We start from the raw sequence: 18462 nt of genomic DNA, 5'->3' as shown, positions 1-18462 counted from the left end.
TGGCAATACGCACGGTGATATGGCTTTCAACTGTAGTTATATCAAGCCTGAGACGCCAGACGGGCCAATTGTAGGAAGAATTTCCATTCACATAAGTCTTGCCGCACGGGAACCACTGTGAAATGATTCACACACCATCCGCAACGACCGCACGCATCACATCGACCCGTTTCGATGCCTGAACACACTCGATATCTTCATTGAAAGAACTTGAGCTGCAGAGGAATAGAATCCGGTGACGTACGAACTACCAGCCCCGAAAGGCCCGGTACGGGACGTAGCGCTCGAGGGCGGTTATCTGATCGGGTTCTCCGTTCAGGCCCTGTTCGGCCTGTTCACGGCCATTATTCGCAGGCGACTCTCGTTGCACGAGACGATAACTCAAACCCTGTTCATCGGCAGAGTCAGTACCGGCCCATCCCTGCTGCTCATGATCCCGATCGGCGTCTTCATCGCGGTGTCGGTGGGTGAGCTCGCCGGCCGAATCGGAGCCGGCGGTTACTCCGGCGCAGTTGTCGCATTCATCATCGTGGGTCAGGCAGCGGCTCTGGTGTGTGCACTGATGATGGCGGGCGTTGCCGGATCGGCCATCTGCACCGATCTCGGTTCACGCAAGATCCGCGAAGAGATCGACGCGATGGAAGTCATGGGAATCGACGTCATCGAGCGTCTCGTTGCACCGAGATTGGTTGCAGCGGTGATCGTTTCTCTTGCCCTGTGCTCCATGGTCACCTTCGGCGGCGTCATCGCGTGCTACCTGTACCACATCTATGTTCAGCATCTTCCCGCCGGAACATTCATGGCGACGTTCAGCCAGTACGGGCGATCATCCGACTTTGTCATGGCCTTGGTGAAGGCTGCGATCTTCGGCCTCGCTTCAACTTTGGTCGCCACATTCAAAGGCCTCCACGCCAAAGGCGGCCCCCGCGGAGTCGCCGATGCCGTCAACGAAGCCGTCGTCATCGCTTTTGCTCTGGTATTCATCGCGAACACCGTCCTGTCTGCGCTGTACACCGTGATAGTTCCGGCAGTCGGTGAATTCTGATGTCGCTCGTCGATCTCCGGATCAGAGCCCACCAGGCAAGCCGACCGCTACGCACCGTCGGCGACGGTTTGGTTTCACTCGGTCAGCATGTGACGTTCTACGTCCGCACGGTCGCATCAATTCCGTTTGCCCTCACCAAATATCGCAAGCATGTGCTCAGTCAGATCAGCGAAGTCAGCTTCGGCACGAACTCTCTACTTTCCGGCGGCGGAACCATTGGCATCGTGTTCGCGATGTCCCTGGCGGCTGCAATGATGCTGGGCGTCGAAATGCATCGCGGACTGGAACTGGTGGGGATGACCTCACTGTCCGGAATGCTGTCGGCCGTGGCCAACACGCGTGAACTTGCACCGGTTGTTGTTGCAATTGCGTTGGCCGCCAAGGTCGGAACCGGCTTTACCGCGCAGATCGGCGCCATGCGCATCTCCGACGAGATCGATGCCTTGGACTCCATGGCCATCAGATCCATTCCTTTCCTGGCCGGCACCCGGGTTGTTGCGGCAATGATCTGTGTCATCCCGATTTACATGATCGGTCTGCTGGCCAGCTACTTGTCAACGCGCCTGGTTGTCGTCTTCTTCAACGGCGCGTCTGCGGGAACGTACGACTACTTCTTCCATCTCGCGATTTCGCCGCAGGACCTTCTGTACTCCGGCCTCAAAGCCGTGGTCTTCGCAGCCGTTGTCGCACTGGTGCACTGCGCCTACGGGTACTACGCATCAGGCGGACCAGCGGGTGTGGGTCAGGCCGCCGGCCGGGCCCTCCGAACTGCGATCCTGGCGATCGGAATCCTGGATGTCATCATGACTTTCGGCCTGTGGGGTCTTGTTCCCCAAATCCCGGGAATGGGGGTCTGAGCCGTGGACAGACTCACTACGCGCACCAAGATCGCCTACGCCCTACGCGGAGCGGTCGCCATAGTGGTGGCCGTCGTCGCCGCAGTCACCATGGTGCTGCGCGGCTCGGGCAATCTCGAACGCAGCACCGACATCTACGTTGCCGTCCCCGCCAACGCCGGCCTGATCAGTGGCGAGGCCCCGGTCAGATACCACGGGGTGAACATCGGCCGCATCGGCGATATCGATTCGGGCACCACAGAATCGGTGGTGCAACTGCAGATCGACACCGGTGAAACGTCGAAAATCCCAGCAACCGTCATGGCGCGGGTGGTACCTCGAACATTCTTCGGCGACATTTACCTGCAACTTGTCGACAATCCGAATGCCCAGGGCCAGGCAACACTCGCGGCGGGCGACACCATCTCCATGGACACCGGTCCCGAAGCCGTCGCACTCTACGACGTCTACACCCAATTGGTCTCTGTCCTCACCGCAATGCGACCGGAGAAAATGCACACCGCCCTGACCGCGCTGGGTCAGGCGCTGGACGGAAACGGAGCCAAGATCGGCACTACCATCGACAATCTCAGTGCCGCCTCGGTGGTGCTGAGCCCGGCAGCACACCAATTCCTTGATTCGACACCGGAATTCACGTCGGTGATCGAGGCGTTGGACCGCGCCACTCCAGACATACTCGATACCTTGGCAGCAGCCACATCCGTCTCGAACACCATGGTGGCGAACCGCAGCAACCTCGAGAGGTCGATAAGTGCGGCTGCGGTCTTCACCGCGACGCTCGACAACTTCGTCGCAGAGAACACCGGCAACGTCATCACCGTCATCGACTCGGCCGGAAAGATACTCGCAACAACAGCGGCCAATCCTGAGGGTCTACGCTCCACTTTGGCCAATGCCAATACATTCGGCGCCGCCGGTGCCCGGGTCTTCGCCACCGGAAAATTCAACATCACCGCTGTTCCCACGTTTGTCGATCCACTCCCCTATACGGGGGAGGATTGCCCGCAGTACGCGGATGAGCGGGGCGCGTACTGCTCGGGCACCAATCTGATGCCGGTCGCCGGTGGCGCGGACGAAGTCTCGGCGCTGATGTTTCTCGAGAACCAGCTACTCGGCAACGAGGCCGGCGATACCGCTGCGCCCAACCCCGCCACAACACTCATGTTGGGGCCGTTGGTTCGGGGCAACGAGGTGAGTGTTCCGTGAAAATTCGTACCGCTCAGGTAGTTCGGTTGTCCCTGTTCTGTATCACCGGCCTGGCATGCGCGTCGTTCGTGGCAAACACGTTGTCGGTGCCGGTTCGTGGAGACACCGAGTCCTATTCGTTCGAGTTCACCGATGTGGAAGGCCTGAACCCGGGTAACCCGGTGACCCTGTCGGGTGTCCGAATCGGCAGGGTGGACTCGGTCGCCTTCGCCGACAACGGTGGTGGCACAAGTAAGGCGATAGTCGACGTGGAGATCGAATCGCACTATATTCTCGCGTCCGATGTTCGGGCTACGGTCCGCTACGGCGACATGCTGGGCGCCCGCTACCTGGCTCTGACGCACAATGACGGCGCCTCATTGGGATCAGTGAGAACGCTGGAACCTGGTGGGACAGTTCCGCTGACGCAGACAACGCCCCCGATCAACCTGACTGCGTTGATGAACGGCTTCAAACCGCTGTTCGCCGCACTGCAACCCGAGCAGGTCAACTCTCTCACTCGGAGTTTTATCGAGACGTTCAACGGGCAGGGCGGCGCGATCTCGGCGCTTCTCGACCAGATTGCCACCATGACATCAGGACTCGTCGACCGCCAAGATGTTTTTGCGCAACTGCTCACGAACATGAACACACTCCTCACTTCCGTCGACGATCGCCAACCCGAAATGATCAGCCTCCTTGACGGTTTGAACGTTCTGAGCACCTCGGTCGTCGATCAGAACGACCAACTTGCCGCGCTTCTGGACCAGGGAAACCGCACCGTCTCGTCCTTGGCTCAGTTGATGACCGGATCGAACGGTTACTTCGGTACGACAATTCAGCAACTCGAAAACGTGACTGCCGGTTGGATTGCGAGCACCGACGAATTCAATCGATTGGTCGCGAACCTCCCCCAGTTCGCCGATGCCGCAAACCGGATCGGCAGCTACGGAAGTTTCATCAATCTGTATCTGTGCAATTTCACACTGAAGGCAGGGGACGTGGAAGCCAATATCTTCGGCGCAACACATTCGCCGGTGTGCTCATGATGTTTCTGGTCAAGCTGATCGACGTCTTTGTCGGCATCATGCTCTTCCTGTTCAAGGGCGATCGTCGACAGAGCGGCAGCGGAACTGCCCTCGCCTTGGGCAGCCTCGGGATCGTAGTCCTGGTGGTCGGACTTGCCGCCGCGCTCGGCATTCCGAAGCTCTGGTACAACGTTCGCACGTCGGCATACACGGCTGAGTTTTCCAATGCCGGTGGCCTGTCCGACACCGACCCGGTCTACGTGGCGGGGGTTCCGGCGGGACGGGTGGATTCCATCGAACTTGCCGGCGACCACGTCGTCGTCAGCTTCAGACTGGACAAGGATCAACCGCTGGGCAATCAGAGCACCGCGACGGTCCGGCTCAAGACAGTCCTGGGTAAGCGTTACCTCGAGGTCGTGCCCGCCGGAGTTGTCGACGACACCGACGGACGCGTCATTCCGCTCTCACGGACCACCGCGGCGTACAGCCTCGACGACGTCAGCACCGACGCAACTCAGGTTGCGACCGGCGTCGACCTGCAAGCGATGGAATCGATGATGAACACTCTGGCGCAGGTGATTCCGACCGACTCCGACCAGGTGGGCCGAGCGCTCGCCGGGATCAGTGGCGCCTCCGCAGCCTTCGCCCAGAACGGCGAGCAGATCGACCAGGTTCTCACGATGTCTCGAGAGTTGTCGGACATGGCTGTGGCACAGACTGATTCGATAGTGAACACGGCCGCAAATGCTCAGACCATCGTCCGTACCCTGGCCCTGCGCAAAGACGCGCTCACTCAGCTCGTGGACAACCTGACCATCATCATCTCGAAGCTGTCCACGACGTTCACCGAACGCGAGAGCGAATTCGGAGAGCTGACAGACAATCTGGTCGCCGTCACGACAACGCTGAAGAACAACGCGGATCAGATCGACATGCTGATGACGCGTCTTCCGTCTGCACTGCGCTCGGTCACCGATGCCACCGGCACCGGCGACTGGACCGACGTCAATGCACCGGCAGCCGTGATCCCGGACAACCTTCTCTGCGCACTGGGGATCATGGAGGGTTGCAAGTGAATCCGCGTAAAGCCGTCACGGCACTGCTCGTGGTGACCCTGGCGATTGCCCTCCCGGGGTGGTACATCTTCGGACGCACCGATCAGTCCAAGACCGTCTACGCCGATTTCAGTTACGTCGGTGGGATCTACGAGGGAAGCAAAGTCACCGTTCTCGGTGTCGGTGTCGGAACGGTCACGGCGGTCGAGCCCCGCGGAACGTCGGTTCGGGTGGCGATGTCCATGCCTACTTCCGTGGAACTTCCGGCGGATGCGTCCGCGTATGTTCTCAATCCTTCGGTGATCAGTGATCGCCACATCGAACTCGGCCCGGCATACACCGGTGGAGACACGTTGGAGGACGGCGATCAGATCCCCATCGAACGTGCGCACTCCCCCATCGACTTCGACGGTTTGATGGGAAGTGTCAGCACCTTGGCCGAAGCGTTTGCCGGCGACGGCGGCAATCTCGGCGACCTTGTCAGCCGCGGCGCGGCGGGGTGGCAGGGGCAGGGCGATCAGTTCAACACAGCGATCCGAAACCTTAGTACGGCAACGGGAGTGGTCGGCGCTCGGTCCGAAGACATCGGCGCCCTCGTCGACAATCTCAGCACCTTGATGGCAGCTCTGGACGAACGGCAGGTCAGTCTCGACCAACTTGTCGGCGACTTGGGCCAATTGGGTGATCAGTGGTCGAGTCAGAACATGGACATCTCGAGGCCGTTGCAGGATCTTCAGGTGGTATTCGATCAGCTGGAACGATTCATGACCACGCACGGCGACGACGTCGGTGCCATCGCCGGAAACGTTCAAGTCCTCGGCGAGGTACTGGCGTCAAAACAACCGGGTCTCGCCGAGTTCATGGACCTCGTGCCGTTGATGATGCACAACCTGTCCGGCACTATCGGCCCCGATCAGCGCGGACGCATTCGCCTCAACGTCTCGACAGCGCTGACGCAATTTGCTGTGGCGCAACCGTTGTGCGATGCCTACAAATTGCCGATCTGCACCGGAGCCGGATTTACGAACCCCATTTCCTTCCCGCTCAGTGCGTCCGATCCGCTCGGAATCGCATCTGCTGTGTCCGGCGGCGCGGCCTCTGGAGGTGGCAATTGACGAGGCAGTCTGTTCGGATAGTCACCGGAGTCGTGGCATTCGGTGGTGGGTGCGCGGTGATCTTTGCGTTCGGCGGTTGCAGCGCCGGAATCCAGGATCTTCCGTTGGGCCGCTCGGCAGACGGTGACGCGTACACGGTGGCAGTGCAGTTGGCCGGCGCCGACGGTCTTGTTCTGGGAGCCGACGTCCGAAGCGGCCAGAAGGTGATCGGACGGGTATCCGAACTGGCTGCCGACGTCATCGGAGCCCGGGTGACTCTGAGCCTTGATACCGCGACGCAGTTGCCGGACAACATCGAAGCATCCGTCGAGCTTCCCTCAGCGCTGGGTAACCCGTTCATTCGGCTGCGCCTGCCCGAAGTTCCATCGAGTTCGGTACTCCGCGGCGGTGACACGATTCCCGAGTCTCGCACCGAGATCGGGCCGCAAGTGGAGAGTGCACTGGCAACGCTCGGCACGGTTCTGACCGGCAGCGGCATCGACCAACTCGATACCGTCGTGCGGGAGCTCAATACTGCGTTCGCCGGCCGGTCCGGTGAGGTGCGGTCACTGACCGATACACTCACCTCTCTCATGGCGGAGGCCAGTAGTCATCAGGACGAGTTCAACGAGGCCGTCGATCTCGCAGCTCGGGTCTCGTCGCAACTTGCGGGGCAACGCGAGATCGTGGACAACTACTTGGATTCCGTCCCCCAGGTGGTATCGATCCTGGTGGGGCAGAAGGACCAGATTTCCAGCCTGTTGAACTCGACGGTCCAACTCGCACTCAACGCGAACACAATTCTCGATGCCTCGCCTGGTGGGCTCGACAGCATGCTGCGCGACGCGTCGACTGTTGTCGGGACACTGGATTCGTTCAACGCCGAAATCGGTCAGACGCTGGCAAACATGAACGGAATGCTCGAGAGTTTCACCTCTGCGGTTCGCGGCGATTATCTGATGTTCGACGGCGCCCTCGACATTCCCGGCACGATCGACACGCTCTGGACCGGTGGGATGGCGGGCGGCGCGGCAGCTATCGCGGCACCCGGAACTCTGGCCGATCTTCTTCAGGGAGGACGACGATGAAACGCCTTGCGCTCGTGCAACTTGTCTTGTTTGCGCTCACCGCTGCCGTGGTGATTCCGTTTGGCATCGTCTACGTCGTCGGTCCACAAGGCTTCGGAGATCACATTCGACTGCACGCCACCATGTCCGACGCTTTTGGCCTCACCGCGGGAACGGTGGTCACCTACCGCGGGGTGCAGGTGGGAAAGGTCAGCGAGGTTGCTCTCGATTCGAGTACCCGATCTGCTCGCGTCGAGCTTTCGCTCAACGAAAACAGCGAGATACCCGCAGACAGTGTTGCCAAGGTGACAATGGGAACTGCCGCCGGAATCCAGAACGTCGATATCTATCCCAACAGTGATCAGGGGCCTTACCTTCGGGACGGCGACGAGATCGCGATGCCGGCGGACCAACAGCCGGTTCAGATGAGCCAGTTGATGCTTCAGGCGTCCGACGTACTCGAGGGTCTCGATCCGGAGGCGATCAGCGACATCGGAACCGAATTGGGAAACTCGTTCAACGGACTCGGACCGAGTCTGTCTACGATGATCGATAACGGCGGGACGCTGTCTGCACAGTTGAACGATCAGTCCGCGGAACTCGCGGCTCTTCTCTCGCGGACCTCGACGTTGGTTGATTCCATGGCAACACAATCGGACTCGTTTGTCCGCGGGATGTCGGCCGCGAAGAACTTCACCGAACAACTCGATTCCAACGCACCGGTTCTGATCTACCTCACCGACCATTCACCGGCCGCGTTGAGCAGTGCGCAGCAGTTGTTCGACCAGTACCACAACACTTTTGGTGCGGTCCTGGCCAACCTCGTCACTGTGGCTCCGATCATCTCGGACCGCACGGATGCACTGGAAACGGGACTGGTCACGATCCCTCGCGGCCTTGCGGATCTGGCCTCGATCGTCAAGGGTGATCGTGCAGATTTTGCGCTGGTCGCCACACAGGGCCCGGTGTGTAATTACGACACTCCCCGACGTGAAGTCGGTGATCTCTCCCCCACCAGTCCGAACCTCGCAATGTACTGCCCACCTGCCGATGACCTGGTCCAACGCGGAGCGCGAAATGCTCCCAGGCCCAACGATCTCGGATTGCAGAATGCCACCATTCCCGGCACGCCGATCGGACCGCCCGTTGTGGCTGACCCGATTCTCATTCCGACCGGCGTCGACGCACTGAACTATTGGAGATCGATGTTGGAAGGACTGGGAAATGGCACCCGCTGAAAGCACAGTGATCGACAAGACCGAGCATGAATCGGCGGACCAACCGGGCCGCCCGTCGTTACTGCGACGCCTGAAGACGCCGCGCACCGCGCTGACCCTCGTGTTGGCTCTGGCACTGGTCGCGGCAGTGGCCGCGTGGGGCTTTGCGGTGTATTCGGAAAACCGGGACGGCGCTCTGCGCCGCGAAGCTCTCGACACTGCACGCGAATACTCGATCATCATGTCCTCGTTCGATTACCAGGATCTGGACGCGAACAAGGACTCGATCGCCGCCATGTCGACGGACGAATTTGCCGGCACTTACCGAACCATGGTCGATTCGCTGCGCGATGTTGTCGCCGGTGGGCAGGGTCAGGCAAGCGCAACGGCAGCTCACGTAGGCATCGAGTCCATGGACAGTTCATCGGCAACGGTTCTCGTGTTCGTCGATCAGGAAGCCAAAAACGTTGCTGCGCCGCAAGGAAATGCCCAGAAGTATCGGATGGTCATCTCGATGATCCGATCGAACGACCAGTGGCTCGTCAGCAACGTCGAGACAAAATAGGAGGATCGATGCCCACTCACTATCTGAACATCGAGCAGACCGAGTCGTCTCTTCGAACCGCTCAGACGCGAATCACCATCAGTGGTGTGCGTCGACGGTGGGCCCGTAAACCTGCGCACATCACCGATGCCCTTGACTTCTGGTCGTTTGCCGGCGCCGCCGCCAACGTTGTCCTGCAACTCGGTTGGCCGGAGGTGGCGTACGGCGTCATGGAAAGCAAGGTTGAATCAGGCGCCCTGACAGCGCATCCGTGGAAGCGCGCGCGAACCACCACGCAATACCTGACGGTGGCGATTCTGGGCAACGAGGAAGAGCGTCTGGCATACCGCGAAGCCGTGAACTCGGTGCACCGGCACGTGCGGTCGGACGCAAACAGCCCGGTCAAGTACAACGCCTTCAACCGGGAACTCCAATTGTGGGTCGCTGCTTGTCTGTTCATCGGATTCGAAGACAGTCACCAGTTGTTGCACGGTGTGATGTCCGAGGAACAGGCGCAGTCGTTCTACCAATCCGCCTCAACCCTGGGAACAACTCTGCAGGTCACGGAAGAGATGTGGCCGGCCACGCGCGCGGATTTCGAACGATTCTGGAACATCGGCTGTGAACGCGTGATCATCGACGAACGCACCAGCCGCTATCTGAACGATTTGATCGACCTACGCATGATTGCCTGGCCACTGCGTCTGGTTTTTCGAAACCTGTTGCGCTTTCTGACAATCGGGTTCCTTCCCCCGATCTACCGTGACCAGCTCGGACTGGAGTGGACCGAAGACGACCGTCGACGCTTCGAGCACCTCTTCATCTTCGTGTCCTTCGTCAACAGATTCATACCTCGGTCGATCCGGCAGGCGGGCAACACCATTCAGATGCGCGACCTCCGCCGCCGGATCAAGCGAAGCAAGAACCTCGTCTGAGCGTCGAACTTCCCCGTCAGACCAACTTCCCCGTCAGACCAACGGTATCCCCTTCGCGATTCGGCGACGCAGATCCCACAGGTAGAAGTTGTACGGGAACATACGAAGAATCTTCGGGGCAACACGATTAACCGCAGCGGCAACCCGCATCGATCGATCGAATCCGCGCTGCCTTCGCTCGGACCACGGCAGATGCATTTCTTCCCGGAAGGTTTGAGGCAGAAACCCCGTCGTGAGAAAGCGATTGAGCGGCCCGACCAAGGGATGCAGTAACTTCGGGGTGAAGGTGGCCGATGCGATCCCGTACAGGTGCTCACGGATGGTGTCGTCGATGCTGACCTTGCCCAGGCTGTCGTTCCAGTAGACCTCGAACGCGTCTCGATCCACCGGCCACATGTCGCGGCGCATCTGAAGAGTGGTGCCAAAACTTGCGCTGCGTTGATAGAAAGCGTCCTGGGTTACCGGGTCGAGATCTCCGTACAACGCCGTGTAGACGTCCTCGAAGCCGCGGTACAGGCAGGCAGCAACCCACAACTGCAGTTCGGGGTCGAAGGCGTTGTACTCGACGGCACTGTTCTCGTCGGAGCGAACATGCTTGTGCGCACCGTTGACTGCGCGCCGGTACTGCTTCTTCTCGTCCTCGGTGGCCAGGCTTGCCACCGCCAGGTAGGTCAGGGTCGTGCGAGTGCGCTTGACCGGATGCCGATCCAACCGGCCCGTCTCGACCTTGCTCTCGTACACGCCGTACCCCACCGCAGGGCGCGCAAGTTGCATGATCACGTTTGCGCCGGCAGCCAGCAGTCCCAACCCGGACATCGCCTTCTCGACTTCGGCATCGATGTTGATCGAATCTCCACTCACCGTCACGGCTTTACCCCTTCGAGTCGAATATCTGCGAACGCATGTTCTCAGATGAGTGAAGCGCTGAAACCTCACGATGTCAAGAACTTCGAGATGCCAAGATGGTCCTTATGAATGACCAACCGCGTTTGTACGGCGGCGTCGACGGCGCCCTCCGCGTCGCTAAGCGCCGCGAGACGCTGATCGAAGCCGGTCTCGAACTGATGGGATCAGCCGAACCCGAACTGACAGTGCGCGGAGTGTGCAAACAAGCTGGCGTAGCTGCCCGGTACTTCTACGAGAGCTTCACCGACCGCGACGCCCTGATATCCGCGGTATACGACACGGTCATCACAGACATCGCCGTCTCCACCCAGGCAGCAGTGGACGCGGCCGACGCCGAGCGCGACAAGGCAGTGGCAGCGATAGCCAACATCGTCCGCACCATTGCCCGTGACCCGAGACGCGGACGACTACTCTTCTCGACCGCGCTCACAAGCCCGCTCCTCGCCGAGAAACGCCGGGCGTCGACGACGATATTCGTCGGCCTCCTCGCGGCCAACGCCAAGACCTTCTACCGCCTGGGCGACAGCGGCCAACTGACGCTGACGGCAACCTTCCTGGTCGGCGGCCTCGCGCAGACACTGAGCGCGTGGCTCGACGGATATATCGACGTCACGGAAGACGAATTGGTCGCCGAATGCGCGGCGATACTGCTCGCTCCCGCAATGCCGCCGTCCTGAGGTCCCTACTCGAACTTCAGTCCCAGAGACCGATGCTGTCGAGGTGGGCGAGCAGACGAGCGGCCCCGTCGGAGAACTGAACTCGCATCTGCGCGTCCACCTGCTCGAGGTCCCGTTTCTCGAACGCCTCGATCAACTTGTCGTGACTGGACACAGTCAGTTCGCCCCAGCCGGGGTCGGTCGCGTACAGCCGCGCGGGAGTGTAGCGAATTGCGCCGAACAGGAACCACGCCAGTTTTGCCCCGCCCGCCGCAAGATTGATCAGGCGGTGGAATTGGAATTCGCACTGCTCGATCGCAGCCGCATCGGACGCGTCGACCGCTGCCCGTAGGTCGGCATTGAGCTCTACCAACTCCGCAAGCTCGTCAGCGGTGATGTTGTCGGTCGCCCGCAACGCCAGTTTGACTGCGATCTGCCCTTGCAGCCAGAAGATGTCCTCGATGTCCTGGCGGCTGAGCGGCGACACCAGATAGCCGCGATGGGGAACCAACTCGACCATCCCCTCGCCGCGCAACGCGACCAGAGCCTCCCGGACCGGCGTGACACTGACTCCGAGGTCGGCGGCGGTTTCGTCCAGCCGAACGAACTCTCCCGGTCGCACTTCCCCCGACATGATCAGGTTGCGAACGTGGTTGGCAACATCCTCGGACAGCTGTGGCCGTCTCCTCAGCTCAGACGTCACCCTCCGAGTGCGTGCAGACGTTGCCACTTACCGATCCTCACAGTCCGTACGTTTTGCCGATGATGTCTCGCTGAATCTCGTTGGTACCACCATAAATGGAGGACACCAGAGTCTTTCGCACATGATGCTCCATGTCGAATTCCGTGGCGTAACCGTACCCGCCCATCATCTGCATGCCCTCGAGCGCAACCTTCTTGGCGGTCTCGGTGAGCTTGAGTTTTGCCATCGACGCTTCGCGCGGGAACATCTTGGTCGGATTCGCGTCCACCATCTTGGCGACGCTGTACACCAGCAACCGGCCGCATTCGATCTCCGTAGCCAGATCCGCCACACGGTGTCGCAACGCCTGGAACGACCCGACGGGACGGCCGAATTGCTTGCGCGTGGTGATGAATTCGAGAGTGTCGTCAAATGCGCGCTGTGCCGTCCCGAGCATCATCGCCGCAAGGATGAGGCGTTCGATATTGAGACCGGCCATCAACTGACGCCATCCGTTGCCGACCTCACCCACCACCGCATCGTCGGGCAGCAGGACATCGGTGAAGTAGAGGTCGTTGACCTCTTTGCCGCCCATGGTGTCGATTCCACTGATCTTCAGGCCGGAGATGTCTGCCGGGACGTGGAACATCGTGAGGCCCTCATGCTTGCCTTCGCCTCTCGACGTGCGCGCGACGAGCAGGATGTTTTCGGCGAAGTGCGCGTTGGAACACCACGTCTTCTGTCCGTTGATCAGCCACCCGCCGTCGACCTTCTCGGCGCGGCAACTCAGATTGCCGACGTCCGAACCCGCCTCCGGTTCGGACATCGAGATCGACTGCGACGCCCCGCGAACGATGCCGCCGAGGACGGCCTCCTTCTGCGCCGGGCTGCCGAACTTCTCGTACGCCGCCCCCGTGATGACCGTCGGGCCGAGCCCACCGATCGGCGCCATCCCCTTGGCCGCCTCCTCGAGGAAAATACACAGATCAACCGTGCTCCCGGCCGATCCGCCGTACTCCTCCGGCACTGTCAGTCCGAGCCATCCCAGCTCAGCCATTTTCTCGTAGAACGCCTGGTTGTGGTTATGCGCTCCGTGCTCGGTCAGCAGATCCCGCTGCTCACGAGTACCGCTTTCCTTCTTGCAGAACGCTGCTACCGACTTGGCGAAATCAGACTGCTCCTGCGTGAAATCCATGTACATCGAAAACTCCCGAGTGAGAAATGGCTGGAGGCTTGTCGGAGCTGCGCCCGACGCATACTGTGACTACCAGCACAGTAAATCACATCACATATATGTGATGCGTCGACTCTGGAGGATCTGACACACATGACCGAACAGCTCGGCCGACACGGCACGTCCACAGACTCGAAATCAGGCGATCCCACGTTCGCGAGCCTCGATCCCCGCGACGACACCGTGATCGCTCGCTATCCCGTCGCCGACCAGGCGGCAGTAGCCACGGCCGTGGCCGCGGCACACACTGCGGCCACGTGGTGGGATCAACTCGGGTTTGCCGGGCGAAAGAAGGTTCTCGGCGACTTCCGCGCCGCCATTGCAGCCCACGCGGATTCAATGGCGTCGATCATCAGCACCGAAACCGGGAAGCCGAGCGACGACGCACTCCTCGAAGTGATGCTGGCAGTCGAGCACCTCGACTGGGCCGCCCGCAACGCGCAGAAGGTGTTGCGCCGCAGACGCGTCGGGGCCGGCTTGATCAGCGCCAACCAGTCCGCCTCCGTCGGCTACCGGCCGATGGGCGTCGTCGGCGTGATCGGTCCGTGGAACTATCCGCTGTACACACCGATGGGATCCATCGGGTACGCGCTGGCCGCCGGCAACGCCGTCGTCTTCAAACCCAGCGAACTCTCACCAGGCGTCGGCGTCGAACTGGCCCGCCTGTGGAACATCGCCGCACCCGGACATCCTGTCCTCCAGACCATTACCGGCGACGGCAAGACCGGCGCACTGCTGTGCTCGTCCGGTGTGAACAAGATTGCGTTCACCGGCTCGACGGCTACTGCAAAACGGGTCATGGCAGCGTGCGCAGACACCCTGACTCCCCTGGTTGCCGAGTGCGGCGGCAAGGACGCCATGCTGGTGGACTCGGACGCCAATCTTGATGCCGCCGTGAGCTTCGCGGCATTCGGGGCGGTCGGCAACGCCGGACAAACCTGCGCCGGTGTCGAGCGCATCTACGTCGCTGCCCCGGTCTACGACACCTTCCTTACGAAACTCACTGCGGCGCTGCGCGATGCCCACGCCGGTTCGACCTACGGCCCCATGACGCTGGGCAAGCAGACGGCAATCGTGCGAGGCCAGATCGAAGACGCGCTCGGCCGAGGGGCCAAAGCTGTTCTCGGCGGCCTCGATTCCTTCCGCGGCCCGTTCATCGATCCGATCGTTCTGACCGACGTGCCGGAAGATTCCACCGCGGTGACCGAGGAAACGTTCGGACCGAGCGTCGTCGTGAACAAGGTTGCCGACATGGACGAAGGCATCGAGCGTGCGAACGCGTCGAAGTACGGATTAGGCGCGTCGGTGTTCACGAAGAGCACATCGAAGGGGCGGGCAATCGCCGAAAAGCTCGAATGTGGTGTGGTCACGGTCAATTCGGTTCTCGGATTTGCCGGAATCGCTGCCCTCCCGTTCGGTGGGGTCGGCGATTCCGGATTCGGCCGCATCCACGGAGCCGACGGCCTGCGCGAGTTCAGCAGCGTCAAATCGATGGCTGTTCAGAAGTTCAGCGCGCCACTGGATCTACTGACCATCGAGCGGAAAGCCCGCGACATGAAGATCTCACGCTGGATGTTGGCCAAGCGACACGCCAAGTCCTGACCCGATCAGTGTGCCAGCGCAAGCGCCAAGCCCGCTTCGTCTGTGACCGGCCGGTCACAGACGAAGCCTCGGCAAACGTACGCAGCCTGGCTGCCGTCGACCAGCGGCCGATCTGCCAGCAGCGGTGAAGAACCCGGCTCACCTCCGACGATCACGGCACCGCCGGGGGCGAGTCGACGGGCAGTCGCCAGCAGATCACCGTCACCGACGACAGCTACCTGAATCGGCCCACGCAACGACGCTTCCGCCACCGCCAGCCAGTGTCCGGCTGAACGCGGAGCGCGTTCGAGCGGCAGCGTTGCGCGTGCCAATGAGTCCAACACTGCTTGGGAGTAGCGCGAGGCACGCTCGGGTTCGGTGAGCGCGGCCGCCGTCAACAGTGCCTCCGCGATACTCGACGCTCCCGACGGCGTTGCGCCGTCCAGCGGATCGCGTGGCCGGGTCACCAGGCTTTCGGCAAAATCGGCTGTGTCGAACCAGCTTCCAGGCTCGGCTGGATCGGCAAAATGATCAAGCGTGAGGTCGAGCAACCGCTGCGCTGTATCGAGCCACTCCGATTGCCCGGTTGCTTGGTACAGCGCCAGGAGTCCGGTGGCCAGGGCTGCGTAGTCCTCGAGAACCGCGGTGGGCTCACCGACAACACCACCAAGCGATGCCCGACGTAAGCCGGAGTCCACGAGGTGCAGACTCACAATGGTGTGGGCGCAATCAGCTGCAGCCTCAATCCATTCGGGTCGATCCAGTGCAAGTCCGGCTTCCGTCAGCGCTGTGATGGCGAGCCCGTTCCACGCGGTCACCACTTTGTCGTCTCGGCCCGGCTGCGGACGGTCATGTCGCACGGCGCGCAAAGCATCGGAAACCTTCTGCCAGCGCGACCAGTCGTCCGGATCGCTCAGCAACTGCAGCACCGACGCCCCCTCTTCGAAAGTGCCGTTGTCGGTGACGCGGAACAACTCTGCCGCCCACCGTCCGTCGTCCTCCCCGAGCGCATCGATCAGCTGACTGGGCGTCCACACATATGTCAGTCCTTCGACCCCGTCGGTGTCGGCGTCCAGAGCCGAAGCGAAGCAGCCATTTTCGGTCCGCAGGTCGGTCAGAAGGAAGCCTGCGGTTTCCGCGGTGACACGGGTTGCCAGGTCCGAACCCGTCCGGCGTGCCCAGTGCGCGTAGAACCGGAGCAACAGAGCATTGTCGTAGAGCATCTTCTCGAAATGCGGCACAACCCACTCCGCGTCGACGGAGTATCGGGAGAAACCGCCGCCCAACTGGTCGTAGATGCCGCCACGCGCCATGGCTTCACCGGTGCGCTGCAGTCCACCGAGAATATCGCTGGAACCGGTCCGCTCGAACTGCCGCAGCAGTCCTTCGAGCAATGCGGACGGCGGAAACTTCGGGGCGCCGCCAAAACCGCCGCGCGGTAGATCTTCGTCGGCGAGAATCGCCAGCCCGGCGGAGTCGAGCAGCGCGGCATCGATCGGCGCACCGCTGTACGGGATTCCACCCGACGAGCGCTGCAACTCCGTCACGATGGACGCCGCTGCATCGTCGACCTCGCCGCGGCGGTTGGCAAACGTCTCGGCAATTGCCTCGAGAAGCCGTACGAACGAAGGCATTCCACCGCGCGGCACCGGTGGGTAGTACGTGCCGCAGTAGAACGGCGAACCGTCCGGCGTCAGGAAGCAGGTCATCGGCCAGCCGCCCTGACCTGTCATCGCGACTGTGGCATTCATGTAGACGGCGTCGATGTCCGGCCGCTCCTCGCGGTCCACCTTCACGCAGACAAAATTGTCGTTCATGATCGCCGCGATGTCGTCGTTCTCGAACGATTCGTGGGCCATCACGTGGCACCAGTGGCACGCCGAGTATCCGATGGACAACAGAATCGGCACGTTACGTTCGCGCGCCCACTCCATCGCCTCCGGCCCCCACTGTTGCCAGTGGACCGGATTGTCGGCGTGCTGACGGAGATAGGGACTGGTGGACTCACCCAGATTGTTCTTCATCCGTGGGTCCATGTGCCCTACCTCGCTCGCGTCAGGAATCGTGCTTGGGAGTCTTCTCGGCTGATGCGTCGCCGGCATCCGTTTCCGGCGTGGCGATCGCACCACGATCCGTTCCTTCGTCCAACTGCTGATCGGCTTCCGGGTGCTCGGGCTCGAAAGTTTCCGGCAACTTCTTGAGCTGACGGTTCATCGACACGACCAACAGGATCACACCGATGAACAATGCCAAGACGACAACCAGTCCGACCGGCGACGACTTGCCGAACTCAGGTCCCGAGGGGTTACTCGGGCTCTGTGCAAGCAATTGTGTTGTGCCGATTACCAACTCGGCGGATAGTGCATTCACTTTCAGACGTCCTCTTCAAGACCTGCAAACAGGTCGGTTTCCGGGATGGACGTAGAAACCCGCGTCTTCGCGAGTTCGAATTCTTCGGTGGGCCAGATCTTCTGCTGGATCTCGAGCGGCACCGCAAAGAACGAACCGTTGGGGTCGATCTGCGTCGCATGTGCGCGCAAAGCGTCGTCGCGCTGGGGAAAGTAATCGCCGCAGGCGATCTGGGTGGTGACCCGGACCATCATGTCGCCGCGCTCGGTCTTCCACTTCTTGAGCCAATCCGCCATCGGGAACGGCTCGCCGCGACGCTCGTACTCTTCCTGGAAAAGTTCGAGACGCTTACGGATGAAGCCGTGTGAGTAGTAGACCTTCTTGATCTCCCACGGTTCGCCGTCTTCGGGGTGATATTCGGGATCGGCGGCCGCTTCGTACGCAGCCATCGACACCTCGTGGCACCGAATGTGGTCAGGGTGCGGGTATCCACCGTTCTCGTCGTACGTCGTGATGACGTGCGGACGGAATTCACGGAACACCTTGACGAGCGCACGCGTCGATTCCTCGAGCGGCACCAGGGCAAAACAGCCCTCCGGAAGCGGCGGCAACGGATCGCCCTCAGGCAGACCCGAGTCGACGAACCCCAACCAGCGGTGCTGCACGCCGAGAATCCGCGCAGCTTCCGCCATTTCTTCCTGGCGCACCTCGCTGATGCGGTCGCGGACGCCGGGGACATCCATGGCCGGGTTGAGAATGTCGCCACGTTCACCCCCGGTGAGCGTCAGGACCATCACTTCGTGGCCTTCGGCTGCATAACGGGCGGTGGTGGCCGCGCCCTTGCTCGACTCGTCGTCGGGATGGGCATGCACGGCCATGAGCCGGAATCCGCTCACGTGTTCGTTCACCTCAACTTCACCTGTAGCCGTTACCGGCGTCTGCTCCGAACTCTTGCCGTCAAACCTACCGGCAGCGCCAGTGGGCGCGTCCTCTATAGTTCCACCCGAGAGTTCCTGATGCAGCCACG

18 protein-coding genes are annotated in these 18462 nt (G+C 61.3%); 12 read left to right on the top strand and 6 right to left on the bottom strand.

Annotated features, from left to right (window positions below):
- The first annotated feature begins 235 nt into the window (after positions 1–235).
- From FFI94_RS07900 to FFI94_RS07855, 10 genes are read left to right on the top strand one after another with little or no spacing between them, the layout of a single operon-like run.
- Positions 236–1045 carry an ABC transporter permease gene (locus tag FFI94_RS07900; RefSeq protein ID WP_138872482.1) on the top strand — a complete coding sequence of 270 codons (810 nt, stop codon included), beginning with the start codon at positions 236–238 and terminating at the stop codon, positions 1043–1045.
- Positions 1045–1902, top strand: a complete 858-nt coding sequence (locus FFI94_RS07895) for an ABC transporter permease (protein ID WP_138872481.1) — start codon at positions 1045–1047, stop codon at positions 1900–1902. Before FFI94_RS07900 ends, FFI94_RS07895 begins: the two co-directional genes overlap by 1 nt.
- A 3-nt stretch (positions 1903–1905) precedes the next feature.
- On the top strand, positions 1906–3108 hold the full coding sequence (locus FFI94_RS07890) for an MCE family protein (protein WP_138872480.1): 1203 nt from the start codon (positions 1906–1908) through the stop codon (positions 3106–3108).
- The gene (locus tag FFI94_RS07885) at positions 3105–4136 is read left to right on the top strand and encodes an MCE family protein (protein WP_138872479.1); all 1032 of its coding nucleotides are present in this window, start codon (positions 3105–3107) and stop codon (positions 4134–4136) included. The genes FFI94_RS07890 and FFI94_RS07885 overlap by 4 nt, the downstream gene beginning before the upstream one ends.
- Positions 4136–5191 carry an MCE family protein gene (locus tag FFI94_RS07880; protein WP_138873664.1) on the top strand — a complete coding sequence of 352 codons (1056 nt, stop codon included), beginning with the start codon at positions 4136–4138 and terminating at the stop codon, positions 5189–5191. The genes FFI94_RS07885 and FFI94_RS07880 overlap by 1 nt, the downstream gene beginning before the upstream one ends.
- Entirely contained in the window at positions 5188–6285 is a 1098-nt protein-coding gene (locus tag FFI94_RS07875; RefSeq protein WP_138872478.1) for an MCE family protein, read from the top strand. Before FFI94_RS07880 ends, FFI94_RS07875 begins: the two co-directional genes overlap by 4 nt.
- Positions 6282–7352, top strand: a complete 1071-nt coding sequence (locus tag FFI94_RS07870) for an MCE family protein (protein ID WP_138872477.1) — start codon at positions 6282–6284, stop codon at positions 7350–7352. Before FFI94_RS07875 ends, FFI94_RS07870 begins: the two co-directional genes overlap by 4 nt.
- Positions 7349–8569 (top strand): MlaD family protein, encoded by a 1221-nt coding sequence (locus tag FFI94_RS07865; protein ID WP_138872476.1) that lies wholly within the window; start codon positions 7349–7351, stop codon positions 8567–8569. The genes FFI94_RS07870 and FFI94_RS07865 overlap by 4 nt, the downstream gene beginning before the upstream one ends.
- Complete coding sequence (locus FFI94_RS07860; RefSeq protein WP_138872475.1) at positions 8556–9113, top strand: mce associated protein mas1a; 558 nt, start codon at positions 8556–8558, stop codon at positions 9111–9113. The genes FFI94_RS07865 and FFI94_RS07860 overlap by 14 nt, the downstream gene beginning before the upstream one ends.
- 8 nt (positions 9114–9121) lie before the next feature.
- Positions 9122–10027 (top strand): oxygenase MpaB family protein, encoded by a 906-nt coding sequence (locus FFI94_RS07855; RefSeq protein ID WP_138872474.1) that lies wholly within the window; start codon positions 9122–9124, stop codon positions 10025–10027.
- Between the two features lie 33 nt (positions 10028–10060).
- On the opposite strand, the gene FFI94_RS07850 is transcribed toward FFI94_RS07855, so the two are convergent.
- On the bottom strand, positions 10061–10843 hold the full coding sequence (locus FFI94_RS07850; RefSeq protein WP_138873663.1) for an oxygenase MpaB family protein: 783 nt from the start codon (positions 10841–10843) through the stop codon (positions 10061–10063).
- A 146-nt stretch (positions 10844–10989) separates the two neighbouring features.
- Here FFI94_RS07850 and FFI94_RS07845 point away from each other — a divergent pair, with 146 nt between their 5' ends.
- Positions 10990–11610, top strand: coding sequence for a TetR/AcrR family transcriptional regulator (locus FFI94_RS07845; protein WP_138872473.1), 621 nt, complete (start codon positions 10990–10992; stop codon positions 11608–11610).
- 16 nt (positions 11611–11626) lie between these two features.
- On the opposite strand, the gene FFI94_RS07840 is transcribed toward FFI94_RS07845, so the two are convergent.
- Positions 11627–12319 (bottom strand): GntR family transcriptional regulator, encoded by a 693-nt coding sequence (locus FFI94_RS07840; RefSeq protein WP_138872472.1) that lies wholly within the window; start codon positions 12317–12319, stop codon positions 11627–11629.
- Positions 12320–12329: 10 nt separating this feature from the next.
- Positions 12330–13472, bottom strand: coding sequence for an acyl-CoA dehydrogenase family protein (locus FFI94_RS07835; protein ID WP_138872471.1), 1143 nt, complete (start codon positions 13470–13472; stop codon positions 12330–12332).
- A gap of 126 nt (positions 13473–13598) precedes the next feature.
- Here FFI94_RS07835 and FFI94_RS07830 point away from each other — a divergent pair, with 126 nt between their 5' ends.
- Positions 13599–15107, top strand: coding sequence for an aldehyde dehydrogenase family protein (locus FFI94_RS07830; RefSeq protein ID WP_138872470.1), 1509 nt, complete (start codon positions 13599–13601; stop codon positions 15105–15107).
- Positions 15108–15112: 5 nt separating this feature from the next.
- On the opposite strand, the gene FFI94_RS07825 is transcribed toward FFI94_RS07830, so the two are convergent.
- Genes FFI94_RS07825 through mca form a run of 3 tightly spaced genes read right to left on the bottom strand, consistent with a single transcriptional unit; the run spans position 15113 to position 18331 of the window.
- Positions 15113–17122 carry a thioredoxin domain-containing protein gene (locus tag FFI94_RS07825; protein ID WP_138872469.1) on the bottom strand — a complete coding sequence of 670 codons (2010 nt, stop codon included), beginning with the start codon at positions 17120–17122 and terminating at the stop codon, positions 15113–15115.
- Positions 17123–17141: 19 nt separating this feature from the next.
- The gene (locus tag FFI94_RS07820) at positions 17142–17456 is read right to left on the bottom strand and encodes a hypothetical protein (RefSeq protein ID WP_033234527.1); all 315 of its coding nucleotides are present in this window, start codon (positions 17454–17456) and stop codon (positions 17142–17144) included.
- A gap of 2 nt (positions 17457–17458) precedes the next feature.
- Positions 17459–18331, bottom strand: a complete 873-nt coding sequence (gene mca, locus FFI94_RS07815; protein ID WP_138873662.1) for a mycothiol conjugate amidase Mca — start codon at positions 18329–18331, stop codon at positions 17459–17461.
- Between the last annotated feature and the right edge of the window lie 131 nt (positions 18332–18462).

This window comes from Rhodococcus sp. KBS0724, from assembly GCF_005938745.2.
In the GTDB taxonomy this organism is placed as follows: Bacteria; Actinomycetota; Actinomycetes; order Mycobacteriales; family Mycobacteriaceae; genus Rhodococcus_F.
This window is presented reverse-complemented; position numbering and strand designations above follow the sequence as displayed.